At 73.3% G+C, this 15772-nt stretch carries 21 protein-coding genes; 10 read left to right on the top strand and 11 right to left on the bottom strand.

What is annotated here, in order from left to right; genetic code table 11:
- Positions 1 to 169: 169 nt before the first annotated feature.
- Positions 170 to 1303, bottom strand: coding sequence for a hypothetical protein (locus BS83_RS09905; RefSeq protein WP_037603456.1), 1134 nt, complete (start codon positions 1301 to 1303; stop codon positions 170 to 172).
- Positions 1304 to 1697: 394 nt separating this feature from the next.
- On the opposite strand from BS83_RS09905, the gene BS83_RS09900 reads away from it, so the two are divergent.
- Positions 1698 to 2678, top strand: coding sequence for a serine protein kinase RIO (locus BS83_RS09900; protein ID WP_037603455.1), 981 nt, complete (start codon positions 1698 to 1700; stop codon positions 2676 to 2678).
- Between the two features lie 16 nt (positions 2679 to 2694).
- On the opposite strand, the gene BS83_RS09895 is transcribed toward BS83_RS09900, so the two are convergent.
- Positions 2695 to 3888, bottom strand: a complete 1194-nt coding sequence (locus BS83_RS09895; RefSeq protein WP_037603454.1) for a cytochrome P450 — start codon at positions 3886 to 3888, stop codon at positions 2695 to 2697.
- A 126-nt stretch (positions 3889 to 4014) separates the two neighbouring features.
- Here BS83_RS09895 and BS83_RS49105 point away from each other — a divergent pair, with 126 nt between their 5' ends.
- Both BS83_RS49105 and BS83_RS09885 read left to right on the top strand, forming a co-directional pair.
- A complete protein-coding gene (locus BS83_RS49105) occupies positions 4015 to 4836 on the top strand; it encodes an SCO2400 family protein (protein ID WP_456300474.1) in 822 nt (273 codons plus the stop codon).
- 75 nt (positions 4837 to 4911) lie between these two features.
- Positions 4912 to 5571 (top strand): hypothetical protein, encoded by a 660-nt coding sequence (locus BS83_RS09885; RefSeq protein WP_037603452.1) that lies wholly within the window; start codon positions 4912 to 4914, stop codon positions 5569 to 5571.
- A 10-nt stretch (positions 5572 to 5581) separates the two neighbouring features.
- Here BS83_RS09885 and BS83_RS09880 read toward each other — a convergent pair whose 3' ends face one another.
- The 4 genes from BS83_RS09880 to BS83_RS09865 all read right to left on the bottom strand — a co-directional run bounded on the left by BS83_RS09880 (position 5582) and on the right by BS83_RS09865 (position 7331).
- Positions 5582 to 5824: a serine protease inhibitor gene (locus BS83_RS09880; protein WP_037603451.1), complete on the bottom strand. Its 243-nt coding sequence runs from the start codon at positions 5822 to 5824 to the stop codon at positions 5582 to 5584.
- 28 nt (positions 5825 to 5852) lie between these two features.
- Entirely contained in the window at positions 5853 to 6362 is a 510-nt protein-coding gene (locus BS83_RS09875; protein ID WP_037603450.1) for a hypothetical protein, read from the bottom strand.
- A 135-nt stretch (positions 6363 to 6497) separates the two neighbouring features.
- Entirely contained in the window at positions 6498 to 7049 is a 552-nt protein-coding gene (locus tag BS83_RS09870) for a DUF421 domain-containing protein (protein ID WP_037603449.1), read from the bottom strand.
- Positions 7050 to 7142: 93 nt separating this feature from the next.
- A complete protein-coding gene (locus BS83_RS09865) occupies positions 7143 to 7331 on the bottom strand; it encodes a DUF6011 domain-containing protein (RefSeq protein WP_037603448.1) in 189 nt (62 codons plus the stop codon).
- A 196-nt stretch (positions 7332 to 7527) separates the two neighbouring features.
- Between BS83_RS09865 and BS83_RS09860 the strand changes: the two genes are divergently transcribed.
- Positions 7528 to 7725, top strand: coding sequence for a hypothetical protein (locus tag BS83_RS09860; RefSeq protein ID WP_037603447.1), 198 nt, complete (start codon positions 7528 to 7530; stop codon positions 7723 to 7725).
- Positions 7726 to 7740: 15 nt separating this feature from the next.
- On the opposite strand, the gene BS83_RS09855 is transcribed toward BS83_RS09860, so the two are convergent.
- The 3 genes from BS83_RS09855 to BS83_RS47310 all read right to left on the bottom strand — a co-directional run bounded on the left by BS83_RS09855 (position 7741) and on the right by BS83_RS47310 (position 8935).
- Positions 7741 to 7950 (bottom strand): hypothetical protein, encoded by a 210-nt coding sequence (locus BS83_RS09855; protein ID WP_037603446.1) that lies wholly within the window; start codon positions 7948 to 7950, stop codon positions 7741 to 7743.
- Positions 7951 to 8036: 86 nt separating this feature from the next.
- Positions 8037 to 8567, bottom strand: coding sequence for a hypothetical protein (locus tag BS83_RS09850; protein ID WP_051942887.1), 531 nt, complete (start codon positions 8565 to 8567; stop codon positions 8037 to 8039).
- Entirely contained in the window at positions 8564 to 8935 is a 372-nt protein-coding gene (locus tag BS83_RS47310) for a hypothetical protein (protein ID WP_232248204.1), read from the bottom strand. Before BS83_RS47310 ends, BS83_RS09850 begins: the two co-directional genes overlap by 4 nt.
- Positions 8936 to 8977: 42 nt before the next feature.
- On the opposite strand from BS83_RS47310, the gene BS83_RS09840 reads away from it, so the two are divergent.
- The 3 genes from BS83_RS09840 to BS83_RS09830 all read left to right on the top strand — a co-directional run bounded on the left by BS83_RS09840 (position 8978) and on the right by BS83_RS09830 (position 11243).
- Positions 8978 to 9424, top strand: coding sequence for a nitroreductase family deazaflavin-dependent oxidoreductase (locus tag BS83_RS09840; protein WP_037603445.1), 447 nt, complete (start codon positions 8978 to 8980; stop codon positions 9422 to 9424).
- 235 nt (positions 9425 to 9659) lie between these two features.
- Complete coding sequence (locus tag BS83_RS09835; protein ID WP_232248202.1) at positions 9660 to 10052, top strand: MmcQ/YjbR family DNA-binding protein; 393 nt, start codon at positions 9660 to 9662, stop codon at positions 10050 to 10052.
- Between the two features lie 30 nt (positions 10053 to 10082).
- Positions 10083 to 11243, top strand: a complete 1161-nt coding sequence (locus tag BS83_RS09830) for an alpha/beta hydrolase (RefSeq protein WP_037603444.1) — start codon at positions 10083 to 10085, stop codon at positions 11241 to 11243.
- Positions 11244 to 11276: 33 nt separating this feature from the next.
- Here the strand turns inward: BS83_RS09830 and BS83_RS09825 are convergent, their stop codons facing one another.
- Positions 11277 to 11774, bottom strand: a complete 498-nt coding sequence (locus BS83_RS09825; protein ID WP_037603443.1) for an adenosine-specific kinase — start codon at positions 11772 to 11774, stop codon at positions 11277 to 11279.
- Between the two features lie 310 nt (positions 11775 to 12084).
- Between BS83_RS09825 and trpS the strand changes: the two genes are divergently transcribed.
- Complete coding sequence (gene trpS / locus BS83_RS09820) at positions 12085 to 13149, top strand: tryptophan--tRNA ligase (protein ID WP_084713292.1); 1065 nt, start codon at positions 12085 to 12087, stop codon at positions 13147 to 13149.
- 248 nt (positions 13150 to 13397) lie between these two features.
- Positions 13398 to 13982, top strand: a complete 585-nt coding sequence (locus BS83_RS09815; protein WP_037603442.1) for a hypothetical protein — start codon at positions 13398 to 13400, stop codon at positions 13980 to 13982.
- A gap of 101 nt (positions 13983 to 14083) precedes the next feature.
- Here the strand turns inward: BS83_RS09815 and BS83_RS09810 are convergent, their stop codons facing one another.
- A complete protein-coding gene (locus BS83_RS09810) occupies positions 14084 to 14482 on the bottom strand; it encodes an MmcQ/YjbR family DNA-binding protein (RefSeq protein ID WP_037603441.1) in 399 nt (132 codons plus the stop codon).
- A 144-nt stretch (positions 14483 to 14626) separates the two neighbouring features.
- Here BS83_RS09810 and BS83_RS09805 point away from each other — a divergent pair, with 144 nt between their 5' ends.
- A complete protein-coding gene (locus BS83_RS09805; protein ID WP_037603440.1) occupies positions 14627 to 15676 on the top strand; it encodes a phosphatidylinositol-specific phospholipase C domain-containing protein in 1050 nt (349 codons plus the stop codon).
- Positions 15677 to 15772: the final 96 nt, after the last annotated feature.

Below are 15772 nucleotides of genomic sequence, written 5' to 3'. Positions count from 1 at the left end.
GGAGGCGCGGCGCGGTCCGGCTCGCCACGCCATGGCCCGAGGCGGCATGCCCCCACACGGCTCGGCATGCCCCGGCACGGCACGGCACGACATGGCCCGGCGCCCCCCGTCACGGCACGGCACGGCACGTCCCGACACGGCACGGGCCCGGTCCGTCCCGGCCCGCCCGTCAGCCGAGCTCGGCGCCGTAGGAGAGGTACGGGCGGCCTTCGGCCTCGGCCTTCGCCCGGCCCGACCTCTGCTGGAACGGGGAGATGCCGCCCTTGTCCCAGGGCCCGACCGAGCCCGCCGCCGTCGCCGCCCCGTCCTTCGGCGGCAGGCCGAGCTCCCGGCGGGCGTCGTCGACGGGGAGCGCGGACAGGCCGAACCAGTCGACACCGAGCAGGTCCACGCCCGCGACCGCGCCGCGGCGCATCGCGTCGCCGAGCCGGACGGCCATGCCGTCCCGGTCCCGGGAGAGATGGCCCGCGTCCGCCTCGAACAGGCCGGCCGCGCGTTCGATCCTGCCGGTCTCGAAGAGGCCCAGGACCATGGCCAGCATCGAGAAGCCGCGGGGGTCGGGGATGCCCCGCGCGATCAGGCCGAAGACCTCCAGCTCGGCCTCCAGCGTCGTCCCGTAGTCCGCCACCACGTGCACCCAGTCGTGCTGCGCGAGGTAGGGCGGCGCACTGTCGGGCAGGCCCGGCGTGACGAAGCCGCGGGCCTCGTAGAACTGGTGCACGCCGCGGCCCAGGGAGCCCGGCGGGCAGTGCGCGAGCTCGGCCCAGCGGGCGGCGAGCTCCGGATCGTGGGTGGCCTGGTCCCACGGCTCGGCGAGCGCCGCCGTCGCGTGGAGCTGGCGGCAGCTGTCCGGACTCCAGTCGGCCGTGTAGCCGTTGCGTTCGAAGTCGTGCAGGGCCAGCCCGAGCGCGCCGTCGGCCAGGTCACGGGCGACCTGGCGCATGCCGTCGTCCACGCCGGCGGCGAGCGCGAAGGTCTCGATCGCGGAGCACACCTCCGCGGGCGGCTGGGGTTCCACGAGCTCGCCGATGAGCGCGAGTTGCAGGATGCGCGTGCGGAAGACGGCGTCGCGCCGCTCCAGCTTCCTGGCGAGCTCCTCGGGCGGGAGCGGCGTGACGGCGTCGGGATCCACGTCGAAGCCGGTCATGGAGTGCGAGATGGCACGGATCAGCAGGCGCTGAAGCTCCGTCGGCTCACCGCTCGGCGCGATCATGCCGCGCAGCCCGCGCACGATGGCGACGGTCTCGGCCCGGTCCGGCGGACGCAGGTCGACTCGGTCGGCTCCCGGCAGGGGGACAGGCATGACCCGTTGCTCCTCGGTTCGGCGACGTGCTGACCCGTCCATTGGCCCACGTCCGGGCGGCGATGGCACGCGTGTCCGCCGAAAGCTGACAGGCGTGTCGCACCGCGGCCCACCCGATCCACCGGGGCTCGAGCCGCTCTCGATTAAATCGGTTGCGCCCATCGGGTCAGCGGATAGCATGGCGGAGATCTTGCAGGAGTGAGCCGGGCCACGATGGTGGCCTCCGGCCGACGATGAGAGTGAGGTGCCCAGCATGGTTACGGCCTCGATGCGGCGTGCCCTCGACCGCGCGCCAGACGCCTTCCCTCATCTTCTGCTCGCCGGCTGAGCCGCGTCACGTCACTGACGCGCGCTCACATCCTCCGGCGGGCCACCTCGCAGGAGCATTCCTACCTTGAGCAAGCGTTTCGCCGACAGCGATTCCTTTGTCCGTACCCGCCCGAAGGGCACCGTCACCCGTCGCTCCCGCGAGGGTGCCGCCACTGAGCTCGATCGCGACAGCTGGGCTGCCGCATACGACTCCTTCTTCTCCGCCGACAGGCCCGCCGGGCCGTCCGCCCCGCCGGCGGACGACTCCGTCCACGACGGCCCCCCGGAGGGCGACCGCTGGTCGACCTGGGACCAGTCCACTCCCACCGAAAAGGGACCCGAGCCCCGGCCCGGCTGGGTCGTCACCGAACTCGCGGCGGTCGACACCGAGTTCGGCATCGTGAAGACCGGCAAGGAAGCCGACGTCTTCCTGGTCGAACGCGCCGTACCCGGTACCGGCCGCCGCACCCTGATGGCCGCCAAGCGCTACCGCGACGGTCAGCACCGGCTCTTCCATCGCGACTCCGGCTATCTGGAGGGCCGCTCCCACAAGGAGTCGCGGGTCAGCCGGGCCATGGCCAAGCGCAGCGACTTCGGCAAGCAGGCCATCGCCGGCCAGTGGGCCGCCGCCGAGTTCGCGGCGCTGTCACGCCTCTGGGTGGCCGGGGCCGCCGTGCCCTATCCGGTGCAGATCCTGGGGACGGAGATCCTGATGGAGTTCATCGGCGACGACTCCGGCGCCGCCGCCCCGCGCCTGGCACAACTGCGGACGGAGGAGGCCGACCTGGAGGACCTGTGGGAGCAGCTGGGCCGCAGCCTGTCGCTGCTCGCCCGCGACGGCTTCGCCCACGGGGACCTGTCCGCCTACAACATCCTGGTCAAGGACGGGCGACTGGTGATCATCGATGTTCCGCAGATCGTCGACGTGATCGCCAACCCGCGCGGTCGCTCCTTCCTGGAACGCGACGTCCGCAACGTGGGCGCCTGGTTCGTCGCGCACGGCCTGGCCGCCGGCCGGGTCGACGAGCTGGCCGCCTCGCTCGCCTTCGACGCAAGGCTCGACTGAACGCGGGCCAGAGCCCTCAGCCGTGCCGGACCGGCAGCACGGCCGGGCCGCGCAGGATCAGGTTCTCCCGGTGGACCGGGCCCGCGTCTCCCAGCCGTGGCGCGGCGACGCGGCGGGCGAACGCCGCGAGGGCGATCTGACCCTCGAGGCGCGCGAGCGAGGCGCCGAGACAGAAGTGGATGCCGAGGCCGAAGGCGAGATGCCGCTCGGCCTCGGCACTGCGACGCAGGTCCAGGCGGTCCGGTTCGGCGAACACGGCCGGATCGCGGTTGGCCGCACCGAGCAGCAGCAGGACCTGCTCGCCCGCGGCCACGGTGCGACCCTCCACCTCGGCGTCACGCAGGGCCGTGCGCATGGTCAGCTGCACGGGCGGGTCGAAGCGCAGCAGTTCCTCCACCACCTGCGGGGCGGCCTCGGGATGCGCCCGGAACCAGGCCAGCTCCGCCGGGTGCCGCAGCAGCGCCAGCACGCCGTTGGCGATCAGGTTCACCGTGGTCTCGTGGCCGGCGATCAGCAACAGCGTGCAGGTGGCCGTCAGTTCCGCCTCCGACAGGCTCTCGCCCTCGTCGCAGACCGCGACCAGCGCGCTGAGCAGGTCCGCGGCCGGCTCCGCGCGGCGGCGCGCGGCCAGCTCGCGGAAGTAGCCGTCGAATTCCGCGCGGGCGGCGTCCAGCACGGCGAGCGTCTCCGGGGGCAGCAGGAACTCCGGGTCGATGCCCCGGGCCAGCGCCTGCGACCAGGCGGCGAACCGGTCGCGGTCCTCGGCGGGCACGCCGAGCAGCTCGCTGATGACGATCACCGGCAGCGGGTGCGCGAACTCCCGCACCAGGTCGAACTCGGGCTCGCGCAGCGCCCGGTCCAGCAGCTCGTCGGCGAGGCGTTCGATGCGCGGGCGCAACGCCTCGACCAGACGGGGCGTGAAGGCCTTCGCGGCCAGCCGCCGCAGCCGCGTGTGGTCGGGCGGGTTGAGCGCGAGGAAGGAACGGGTGCGACCGTCGTCCGGCTGCTCCGCGCGGCCGAACGCCGGGTCGCGCAGCACCTGCGCGCAGACGCCGTGCGAGGGCGACAGCCACGGCCCGAACGCGGTGCGCCGCAGGCGTGCCTCCGGGCCGCCGACGGCGTGCAGCGCGGCGTAGGCCGGGTAGGGGTCGACCCGCCGGCGGGGGTCGAACAGGGAGAACTCCTCGGGCCGTTCGGTGTCGAGCGACACGGCGGCGTCCTTCCTGCGAAACGGTTCGAGTGCGGAGCCCGCGCAGATTAGCACCGGGCCGGGTTGCCCACTGCAACTTTCACGGACTCCGCCCTGTTCGGGCCGCTGACCTGCAACGTGTGAGGAATGAGGTACTGCCCGTCCTGTCGGCGCTACGTGAACGGCGCACTCAGCTGCGCCGGATGCGGCGTGCCGTCATCGAAACTGCCCTCGGTCGGCCCTGACGCGCCGGCCGTACCCGCCCGCCCGGCACCCGCGCCGGAACTCGCGCCGAGGCCCGCGCCCAGCAGCGCCCCGGAACCCCCGCCGACAACCGCGCCGCCGACAACCGCGCCGCCGAAACCGGCGTCCGGGCGTCGGGCACCGACCGCCGCCCCTGAACGGCGGCGCGGGAGCCCGGCCCCGGCACCGTCCCACCATGCGCGTCCGGCGCGCTCGGGCCACAGGCTCGTCCCGGCGCTGCTGGTGGCGGGGCTCGGTGTCGCGGGCCTGTGCGGGCTCGCCGGCTCCGGACCTGGCGCCGGACTCGGTCCGGAACCGGGCCTGACGGCACCGGACGCGAACGGCCCCCTCAACGGCGGCAGCGGGGGAGGAGCCGCCGGTGCGCCGACACTCCCCGGCCCGACCGCGCCGGGCGGGCAGCCCACCCACACGGCCGGCGTCGCAGCCGTCATCCCCGCGCCGACCACCTCGGGGACCGGCACCGCCGCGTCCCTCAGTCCGTCCGGAGCGGCGACCGCCCCCGCCGTTCCGACCGCCCCCGTGGGCGCGCCCTCCGACGACCCCGTCGGCGGGTCACCGACCGACCCACCGGCCGCCTCCGCCTCCCCGACGCGACGCGTCCTCCCCACCCCGTCCACCCTCCCGACGCCGACGTCGTCGCCCACCTCCACACCCGCACCGCCGACGGCCTGCAAGGTGCGACTGCTCGTCATCTGCCTGGGCTGAACGGCTCGCCGGGCCCGGCCGTGACGGTCCACAATGCGACCAACGCCGTCACTACCTCCCTGGGCATGAGAGAACGTGGAACTGAGCGAACGACTGCTCGCACTGCGGCCAGAGCAACGACGTCACGCCGCGACCCTGGCACTGTGGCGTCTGCGGGCGCCCCTGCTCGCGATGGAGCTGGACCCCGACTGGGGCATCGACCCGGTGGTGCTGGAAGCGCTCTTCCAGGCGGCGGCCTCCGCTCCGGACCGGGAGTCGGACCGTGCCTACCGCGAGGCGCTCACGGAGCTGTGCGCCGCCCCGCTCTTCAGCTCCGAGGTCGACCCCGAGACGGTCGAGCTCGTCCAGCTGGAGACCATCGCAAGCCTGCTGACCTTCGGTGAGGCGCTCACGGCAGGCGGGATCGACGAGATCGAGCAGGTGGTCGAACGCCCGCGCAGCCTCGCCGACCATCTCGACTGCGTCGTGGCGAACGCCTTCTACGCCCACCCCGCCGAGCAGGCGCGCCAGCACTACGTCGACAGCCTCGACCCCTCCGTGGGGCGGTACGGACTGGGCTACCTCGGCTCGCGCAACCTCCTCGCCGAGTTCACCTGCCATGAGGCGCTTCCGACCCTGCCGACCGGACAGGGCCTGCTCGCCACCCCGGCCGGCCGGGCCCTGCTGTCGCTGTGCGAGGAGGTCGGCGCCGAGTTGGTCGCGACGCTGTGGTGGATCCGCACCACACGCCACTGACCGACCAGGCTCAGCCGATGTGGGGTTCCTGGGTGATGCGGCCGGTGGTGGCGTTGTAGATCAACCGCACGCGTTCCGGCCGGTACCCCGTCGCCCTGGCCATCCCCGCCAGCCGCGCCTCCACGACCACATCCGGGCGCTCGGCCCGCACCACCTGCTCGGCTTCCTCGACGTCGACCCCGACGAGCTCGGGCCACGCGGACTTCCGGACCTCCGTCATGTCCAGCACCTGCCCGCGGGAGGCGGCAGGCATGCGGAGGATTCGGCCAGTCGACGGACGGTCACGCGGCGATGAGCTCCGCGAGATCGGCCGGCGTCACATCGCCGGGCTCACGTCCGTCCGCGAAGAGGTGGACGCCCGCCGCCAGCAGCGCCGCGTCGCACAGCTGACTGCAGATCATGCTCCTCCGCGACGCCATCACGTGACGCGCCCAGGGGATCCGCAGGTGGAAGTGCCACAACGCGAGCGCCACGTAGTCGCGGGCGCTGTAGGGCACCCCGAGGAACGACCGCGCCGCCTCCACCACCGCGCTGCGCTGCTCGTCGGTCATCGCGACATGCCCCGTCGACCAGGCGACCGGCCGTCCCGCGTACTCCTCCAGCTGGGCCAGCCGCGCCCCGCCGGGCTCCGCCTCGACGAGCTGGTCGTCGCCGACGTAGACGAAGGCGTGGTCCCAGTGGCCGAATCGGGAGCCGTTCAGCCATTCACCCACACTGATCAGGAAGCCCACGTCTCCGGTGACCGAGGTGACCGCGAAGTCTCCCGGCCGCGGCGGGGCGGGCGCGGTCATCCCCGCCCACCGAAGGTCCGAAGGAGTCTCACCTGCGGTTGCCGCGTCATTGCCTGCACCTCCACCATCGTGCTTGCGACCTCACCCGGAACGTACCGCTGTGCCCCCGGCCCGTGAACCACCACGGACGCGAGCTCACCGCAGGCGCGCCTCGATCCGCTCCAGCAGGGCGCGGAGCGCGGCCACATCGTCCTTGTCGGCAACCTGGTCGCCCTCCTTGAGGCGGACGAGGACGGAACCGCCGGGTTCGAGCACGACCAGCGAGGTCTCCTCGATGCCGTCGCCGCCCTGATTGCGCACGGCCACGCCGACGTCGCCCCTGGTCAGGCCCTGCCGCCGCATGGCCCGGAGGTCGAACTCGCCGTCGCGTGCCAGGACGGTCGGAACGCCCTCCAACAGCCGCGCGAACCACCTCCACCGCGCGCCCTGACGGACCAGCAGGGCATCGGTGAGCAGCAGGACCACGGCCCCGAACAGGCCGCCGGTCACCGAGTTGTCGTTGCCGATCACGGCGTTCTGCACGACGTTCGACAGCAGCAGCATCACCACGAGGTCGAAGGTGTTGAGCTGGGCCAGGCCCCGCTTACCCAGAATCCGCAGCAGGATCAGCAGCGCGAGGTAGACCAGGACGGTGCGCAGCGCCTTCTCGCTGTAACTGATCCCGGAGACGAACATGTCGTGCCACATCCGGTCACTCTAGGCAGCGTCCGCCCCGCCGCCGCCCCGCCACGCGCGGTCTCCCCTTCGGGACACTTCCCGGCTTCCGCTCGGTCGGGCGGATCAGAACCCCGGCAGCGTCTCCTGTTGCTCGCCCCGTGGCGGCTCCGGCAGCCTGACGACGGTGCAGACCGGGCCGTGCCCGCGGGCACGGGACGCCGGGTCGCGCAGCGGCCGGCCGCAGCCCTCGCAGCGCACCACCGCGTCGTCGGCCCGTTCGACGGTGACGCCGGGCAGGGGGATCGTGGTCACCGGCCCAGCGTAGTTCCGCACGGGGCGGCGGACGCGGGCAGGTTCGGGGCTCGGCCGAGCCATCCGCGTTGATCGACACGCGGCCGGTGACCTGCGGGCTTAGCGTGAACCCCAGGAACACCCCCTCCGCCGAGGGCCTGATCGGCGGACCCGTCCGGACCGGCTCCCGGGCCGAGCGAACCGTGAAGAAGGCGTCGTGAGCAGCGAAACCGTGCACCACGTGACACCCGACCGCTTCATCGACCTGATGCGCCACCACCATGCCGGGCGGAATCCCGACTGCCCCGAGTGCGGACAGCCTGCGACCGACATCCACTTCGAGGAGACCGCCGGGCAGCCGACGCTCACCTTCGAGCCGTGCGGGCACCGCATCGCGTCGGCCGTCATCCTGTAGGCCCGGCGGCCTGCGTCAGACCGTGGCGGGCCGCCAGTGGACCCGGTCCACTGCCGATGCCGGGACCGAGACGATGCCGCCGTCGTTCGGCAGCTTCAGGTGCAGCCAGCCGTCGACGAGGCGGACGTCGCCGCTCGCCCGGACCTGGGGAGCGTTCTGCTCGCCGAGGAACTGGCCGGGGGCGCGGAAGTGGACCTCCGCGCTGCTGATCCATTCGGTGGTCATGCGAGTGGTCTACCAGAGCACGCGGCGGCGGGCGGCCGTTACGGAGATCTCCGAACCGGCCGCCCGCCGCCGCGCGGGTTCCGGGGTCAGGACCGGGGGTCCTCGGGGCGGGACTCGGCCGCGGCCTGGAGGCGGGCGAGTTCCGCCGCCGCCTGGGCGGCGGGCACCCGGTCGAGGTGGGCGTCATGGCGGGCCGCGATCGCGTCGACGGAGCGCGGGTCGGATTCGACCATCTCCGCGACCAGGAGGCTGCTCTCGGGGTCCACCCAGGGCACCAGGCCGATCAGGGCGTCGGTCTGGGTCTCCGCGTCGTTGCCGTCCTGCACCGCGCCGATGCCCAGGCCGATGGTCGCGCCGACGGCCAGCCCCAGCGGTCCGGCGAACAGCCCGAGCAGCGCGCCGACCGTGCCGAACCCCAGCATGGAACCGCCCGCGCCCGGGTCGTAGTCCGCCGGCACGCTGACCCGGCCGTCGGCGTCCCGGCGCAGCAGCGCGGCCCGGGTCACCGTCGGCAGTTCGGTCACCTCGTCGAAGGCGGCAGCCGCCTGTTCGGGGTCGCGGATCGTGAAGAAGAGCACCTTGTCGTCGCGCTCCATGTCGGTCGACATCTCGCTCACGGTGTTCCTCCGTCGCCGCCCGGGCGGGGTTCGTCCTGGGCGTCCCAGGCCTCGTTGTGCTCCTTCACCCGCTCCAGCGCCCGTGCGGCCGCCTCGGCCGAGTCGTAGGGGCCCAGCAGGAACCGCCCCGGGCACTGGTGGCCCTGTTCCACCCGGTGATGACGGGTGCAGTAGAACCAGGCCTCCGGGCTGCCGAGCTGCTCCTCGTCCAGGTCGGCGTCGAACTCGTCACCGGCGTCCTTGGCCACGCCGTCCACCTCCGCCTCCGCAGTGGGAATGCTGTCATCCTGCGTCGTCGCGGCCGTCGGCGGCGCGCTGCTGCCGCCGTTCGGGGCAACGGGTCGTCCGGCGGGGGCCGGATGCGGCACGATGGCGGGGTCGGATGATCGCCGCGCGGGAGGACATGACGCATGCCGCTGCAGGGAGAGTACGAGCCGAGCCCGACGGACTGGGTCCGGGCGCAGGTCGAGCTGTTCGAGTCGTCGGGCGGGACCAAGGGCACGACGATCCGCGGCCTGCCGGTGGTGCTGCTCACCTCCGTCGGCGCGAAGAGCGGCCGGATCCGCAAGACGCCGCTGATGCGGGTGGAACACGGTGGCGCCTACGCGGTCGTCGCCTCCCAGGGCGGCGCCCCCAAGCACCCCGTCTGGTACTACAACCTGACCGCCGATCCGCGGGTCGAGCTGCAGGACGGGCCGGTCAAGCAGGACATGACGGCGCGTGAACTGTCCGGCGAAGAGCGTGAGCTGTGGTGGGAGCGGGCCGTGGCCGCCTATCCGGACTACGCCGACTACCAGCGCAAGACCGCACGCCGGATCCCGGTCTTCGTGCTGGAGCCGGCCGCTGCGCCGCACTGACCGGGGCCGTCGCGGGCGCGGCCCGGGCTCCTTCGACCGGGTGACGACGGAGCCGGAGTCCTCGCCGGGTCCCACCCGCTGAGGCGGCGGTCACGGAGCCGTCGGCGCACGGAGCTGCGTGCCACAGGCGCCGAAGGTGCCGGGGCCGTGCCGCCGGTGATCTCGAACGCCTCCCGCCCGAGCGGGGCACCTGCCCCGGTACCCGCGTGCGCCGGCGGGGTCTACAGTCCGGAGCGTGGAGGTGGTCCCGATGTCCGCGGCAGCGATGACCTGGGCGCAGCTGAAGGCCTACTGCCTGGCCAAGCCCGGGGCCTGGCAGGACGAGCCATGGGAGGGGGATCTGGTGGTCAAGGTGGGGGACAAGATCTTCGCGTTCCTCGGATCCGCCCCGCGCGGGCCCGAGCGGGCGGCCTCGGTCGGGCTCAAGTGCGGACCCGACCGGGACACCGCGGACGAGTGGCTGCTGCGCTACCCGGAGGCGGCCTCGGCCAGCGCCTACATCGGCCGTTACGGTTGGAACAGCCTGGCGCTGGGCGGCCCGATCCCCGACGACGAACTCCTGGCCGCCGTCGACGACTCCTACGACGCCGTCGTCGCCCGACTGCCGAAGCGCAGCCGTCCGAGCTGAGCCCGGTCGACGGGGGGAGGGAGGCACAGCATGGGACTGACCGGGGGAGGGACCCTGGCCCTCTCCGTCGTGCTCACCGTGCTGCTGGTGGCCGCCACGGTCTGGGTGTGGCCGCGGCTCGCCGGACGCGGCTGGCGGTCCGTTCTGGGGCGTCTCGGCACGATCGTGGCCACCCAGCTGGCACTGGTGTGCACGCTGGCCCTGCTGGCGAACAACTACTTCTCGTTCTACAGCAGCTGGTCCGACCTGCTCGGCACCGGCCGCGCGGGGCCGGCCTCGGTCGCGCTGGGCGCACAGCCCGGCAGCGTCCACGGCGCGGCCGAGACCCCGGCCCGCGGCGCGGTGCAGGTGCTGGGCACGGAGACCGTCGGCACGGCCGGGATCGGGGTCGACCCGCCCGAGCGGGCGGGCCGGCTGGAGCGGGTCAGGATCCCTGGCGCCGTCAGCGGTCTCACCACCGACGGATACGTCTACCTCCCGCCGCAGTACTTCCAGCCCGCCCACGCCAAGGACCGGTTCCCGGTGGTCGTCGCCATGACCGGGTTCCCCGGCGACGCCAAGAACCTGGTCACCAAGCTCCAGTACCCCTCGATCGCCCTCGGCCTGATCCAGCAGCAGAAGATCAAGCCGATGATCCTGGTGCTGATGCGGCCCTCGCCCTCCATGCCGAGGGACAGCGAGTGCGAGGACGTCCCCGGCGGTCCCCAGGCGGAGACCTACTTCACCGCGGACGTCCCGACGGACGTCGCCGGCTCGTACCGGGTGCAGACCGGCGGTCGCGGCTGGGGCGCGATCGGCGACTCGACCGGCGGCTACTGCGCGCTCAAGCTGGCCATGCGCAACCCCGCCCTCTACACCACCGCCGCCTCGCTCTCCGGATACTTCAAGGCCGCCCACGACATCACCACCGGAGACCTCTTCGGCGGCAGCGCGCTGCGCCGCGACGAGGCGGACCTCAACTGGCGGCTGCTCCATCTGCCGCCGCCACCGGTCTCGTTGATGCTCGCCAGCAGCAAGCAGGACGGCGGCGCCTACGCGGAGGGGCAGGCCTTCGCGGCCCTGGTCCGTCCGCCCACCACGGTCGCCGAGGCGACGGTGCCCAGCGGGGGCCACAACTTCACCACCTGGGTCCGGCTGCTGCCGCCCGCGCTGACCTGGCTCAGCGACCACCTGCCCGACCCCGCTCCGTGACGCCCTCCCCGTCGCGGGGGCGCGGCGGGGGGATCAGAGCTTGTAGCCGATGGTGCGCAGCAGCTGCCTGCGGTCGGCGACGTCCTGCTCGGTCTCCTCGCCCAGCGGCGGCGCGCCGTCGACGACGCCGATCACGCCCCGGCCCGCCGCCGTGACGGCGACGAGGACCTGGACGGGATTGGCGGTGGCGCAGAAGACGCCGCAGACCTCGGGGACGGCCTTGACGGCGTTCAGGATGTTCACCGGAAAGCCCTCGCGCAGCAGCACCACGAAACAGTGGCCGGCGCCGATCGCGGTCGCGTTCGCCGCGGCCAGGGTGGTCAGCTCCGGGTCGTTGCCTGAGCGGCGGACCAGGCGCGGGCCGGAGGCCTCGCAGAAGGCCAGCCCGAAGCGCAGATGCGGGCTCACGCCCACCAGGGCCTCGTGCAGATCCTCCACGGTCTTGATGAAGTGGGACTGCCCGACGACCACGTTCAGGTCGTCGGGCTTCAGCACCGACACGACGTCGATCGAGACCGCTTCGCCTGCCATGACTCACCTCTCCGGCCTTCGGCCTGCTGCGCCCCCTGTCACCGGGTTCCAGCGTGCACGCGGGCCGGGCGGCCTGCACCTCCGCGTGCGCCGAGCCGTCCCCTGACGCCACCGAGGGCGACGCGCTACTCTTGCGGTATGCATCGACTTTCGTGCCTGAGCTGGTGGCGCTCCTCCTAGGAGCGGCCGACCTCACGCATGCCAAGGGCCGTTCGTCTCGGACGGCCCTTCGGTGTTCCCCGGCTCGGGGTGGATCCGCGGTCCGTTCGCGACGCGGCCCGCCACCTCCCGAACCGATCAGGAGCACCCGATGACCACTCTCACCGCCGCCCCGGCCGCCTTCGCCGCCACCGCACCGGCCCCCGCGACCGTCTCGACCACCCGGCCCGCCGTCCGCGTGCTGACCGGGGACCGGCCCACCGGCCGACTGCACCTCGGCCACTACTTCGGCACCCTCGACAACCGTGTGCGGCTGCAGGCACGCGGCGCGGATCTCTTCGTGGTGATCGCCGACTACCAGGTGCTGACCGACCGGGACGTGGCCGACGACCTGCCCGGCCACGTCGAGGAACTGCTGCTCGACTACCTCGCTGTCGGGATCGACCCCGAGCGGGCCACGATCTTCACGCACAGCGCGATCCCGGCCCTGAACCAGTTGCTGCTGCCCTTCCTGAGCCTGGTCTCCGTCGGCGAGCTGCGTCGCAACCCGACGGTGAAGGACGAGATCAGCCACTCCCGCCAGGCCTCCGTCAGCGGACTGATGTTCACCTACCCCGTGCACCAGGCCGCCGACATCCTGTTCTGCAAGGCCGACGTGGTGCCCGTCGGGCAGGACCAGCTGCCGCACCTCGAAGTCACCCGCACCGTCGCCCGGCGCTTCAACAACCGCTACACCGAGCCGGGTTCACCCCTCTTCCCGGAGCCGGAGGCGCTGCTGTCGGCGGCGCCGCTGCTGCTGGGGACCGACGGCGCCAAGATGAGCAAGAGCCGCGGCAACGCGATCGCCCTCGCCGCCGACGCGGACGAGACAGCGCGGCTCCTCGCGGGCGCCAGGACGGACATCGACCGGAACATCACCTACGACCCGCAGGGCCGACCCGAGGTGTCCTCGCTGGTGCTGCTCGCCGCCCTGTGTCTGGACCGCGACCCCGTGGAGGTGGCGCACGAGATCGGTTCGGCGGGCGCGGCGGCGCTCAAGCGCCTGGTGACCGAGGCCGTCAACGGCTTCCTCGCCCCGATCCGGGCCCGCCGGGCCGAGCTGGCGCGGGACCGCGGCTACCTGCGCGCGGTGCTGCGGGCCGGCAACGAGCGGGCCGGAGCCGTCGCCGAGGCCACGCTGGACGAGGTGCGTACGGCGATGAACAGCCGCTACTGAGCGCTGCGGCGACCGGCGTTCCCGGCCCGGCGGCAGGCCCGTGGCGCGCGCCGCGGGGGCGTCCGCGGCGCGCGATCGGCGCAAAGCTTTGGCAACGCCGTTCCCCCACATGGCGCTCCGGGGTGGTTGGTCCGCGAGAGGGACGGGGACGCTGGTCAGGCGTGGTGAGAGGCCGCGCACGCGGCGGTCGCCCGTCCCCTCGGCGCGGTCGCCTGTGATCAAGGCAGAAACAGCACTGGAGTCGTACCGTGGCACGCGCAATCTCGATCATAACGACCGCCCCCGAGGCCCCCGACGTGTCCGGGGCCTTCGGTTCCGGGACGACCAAGGCCGATGGCGGCTCCGCCGCCACGGACCGACCTCCGGCGGAGACGGAACCCTCGCCCCAACCCGGCGCGGACTGGGCCGCCTCGCTCGTCCACATCGCCGTGGCCGGACGGCCGGTGGAGGAGGTGGCCAGGCTCTTCGAGCTGCTGGACTCCGGCGGGGAGATCCCCACCCCCAGCCCCGCCAGCGCCATAGCGGCCGGGCGTCCGGTCGACGAACTCTCGCAGCTGCTGGCCGCCCTGCGCGGGGAGCAGCTGTCGCGCGGTCAGGACATCCTGCGGGTCGCCGTGCTGAGCCGGCCGATCGACGAGGTGGTGCAGCTGGTGGCGGCCCTGGGCGGCCAGCAGTCCGGTGCGCTGTCGCAGGCGCTCCAGGTCGCCGCGCTGAACCGGCCCGTCGACGAGGTCGTCGAGCTCGCCCGCGCCCTCAAGGTCGCCGCGCTGCCGGCTCCGGAGCTGGAGCTGGAGCAGGAAGAGCCGCGCCGCCGCCGCAGCCGCTGGAACTGACCCACGCTCCGGACGGCGGGACGCCCATCCCCCTCGCGTCCCGCCGTCCGGCCCCGCACCCGCAGACTGCGTTCACACACGACGGCTCAACGCCGGGCGGCTCACGGACGCTTGTCCGCGTCGCCGACATGCTCGGCGGCGAGCCGCTTCGGCGCGCGCGTGAGCCAGGCCTCCGTGATCAGCTCCCGCAGCTGCGTCGCGTCGATCGCGTCGAGCCGCACGAGCACGGCCGGGTAGCCGTCGAAGTGCGGCGTGGTGAAGTAGACGTCGGGATCGCCGCTGATCAGCGCGGCTTTGACGCCCTCGTCCGCCACCCTGGCGCCCAGCACAGGCCCCTCCTGCGCCTGGAGGCCCAGCGCGTCGAGGTCGGATCGGCGCAGCGGCCGCTCCCAGACGAAGCCCTTGCCGCCGACCCACCAGTGCGCGTGGTCGCGCGAGGGCCTCTCGCTGGTGCCGGGCAGGGCCAGTGCGCATCGGCGGACGTCGTCCCAGGTGGCCATGGGTGCATGGTAGCCGGGGGCGGGCTCGCCGCCCGGCAGTGACCGCGCGCGCGATGCGGCGAGTTCCGCGATTGGTCATGTCCTCGCCATTGATGGCCGATACCTTCGACGGACGTCCACCCCCTGCCCGTTCCCGGAGGTCCGATGTCCGTCTCGCGCCGTGCCCTGTCGCTCGCCCTCGCCGCCGGAGCCTGTCTGCTGCCGCTGGCCGTCACCAGCGGCTCGGCCGCCGCCACCGACACCGGCGCGCTCTCGCTGGCCGGCGGCAGCTCCGTCGGGCTGCACAACACGTACAACGACACGGCGGCCTTCCCCTTCCTGGCCCAGGCGCTGGACTCCGGCACCTCGCTGGTCGAGCTGGACACCTGGGTCGACCCGATCACGCACGAGTGGAAGGTCAGCCACACCAACCCGCTCGGCAACTCCAACAACTGCGTCGACGCCGCCTCCGCCGCGGACCTCTACAAGGGCGGGGCCAACAAGGACCTGGGCAGCTGCCTCGACGACATCCGGATCTGGCTCGCCGCGCACCCCGGCCACCCGCCGATCATGATCAAGCTGGAGATGAAGGCGGGCTTCGACGCCACCGTCGGCCTCGGTCCGACCCAGCTCGACACGCTGATCCGCACCCACCTCGGCAGCGACGTCTACCGCCCGGCCGACCTCCTCGGCGGCTACGCCTCGCTCGACGCCGCCGCCCGCGCCGGCAACTGGCCGAGCCGCGCCTCCCTGGCGGGCAAGGTGGTCATCGAGGCGATCCCCGGCACCGTCGAGATGAACAACCCCTTCGACCACCTCTGGACCGACACCGAGTACGCCCAGCACCTCTCCGCCCTCAAGTCGGCCGGCCAGCTGGGCCAGGCGGAGATCTTCCCCTCCGTCCTCGGCGCCGCCTCCGGCGACCCCCGCACCCGCTACGGCGACAGCACGCTCCGCCCGTGGTTCGTCGTCTTCGACGGCGACGCCCACGCCTTCGTCGACGGCGGCATCGACACCTCCTGGTACGACACCAACCACTACCTCCTGGTCATGACCGACGCCCAGAACGTCAACCCGGCCATCTCCGACACCACCCCCTCCGCCGCGGACGCCGCCGCCCGCGTCGCCAAGCTGGCCGCCGACCACGCCTCCTTCGTCTCCTCCGACTGGACCGGCCTCCCGTCCGTCCTCGCGGAGCAGTTGCCGCGCGGCTGACGTCACCTCGAGCCGACACGGCGCCAGCGGGGTTCGTCCCGGGCCGGCACGCCGATCGCACGGTTCAGGCCGTGAGCCCGGCCGCCCCGGGAGAAC

Source organism: Streptacidiphilus rugosus AM-16 (assembly GCF_000744655.1).
Lineage (GTDB): Bacteria > Actinomycetota > Actinomycetes > Streptomycetales > Streptomycetaceae > Streptacidiphilus > Streptacidiphilus rugosus.
This window is presented reverse-complemented; position numbering and strand designations above follow the sequence as displayed.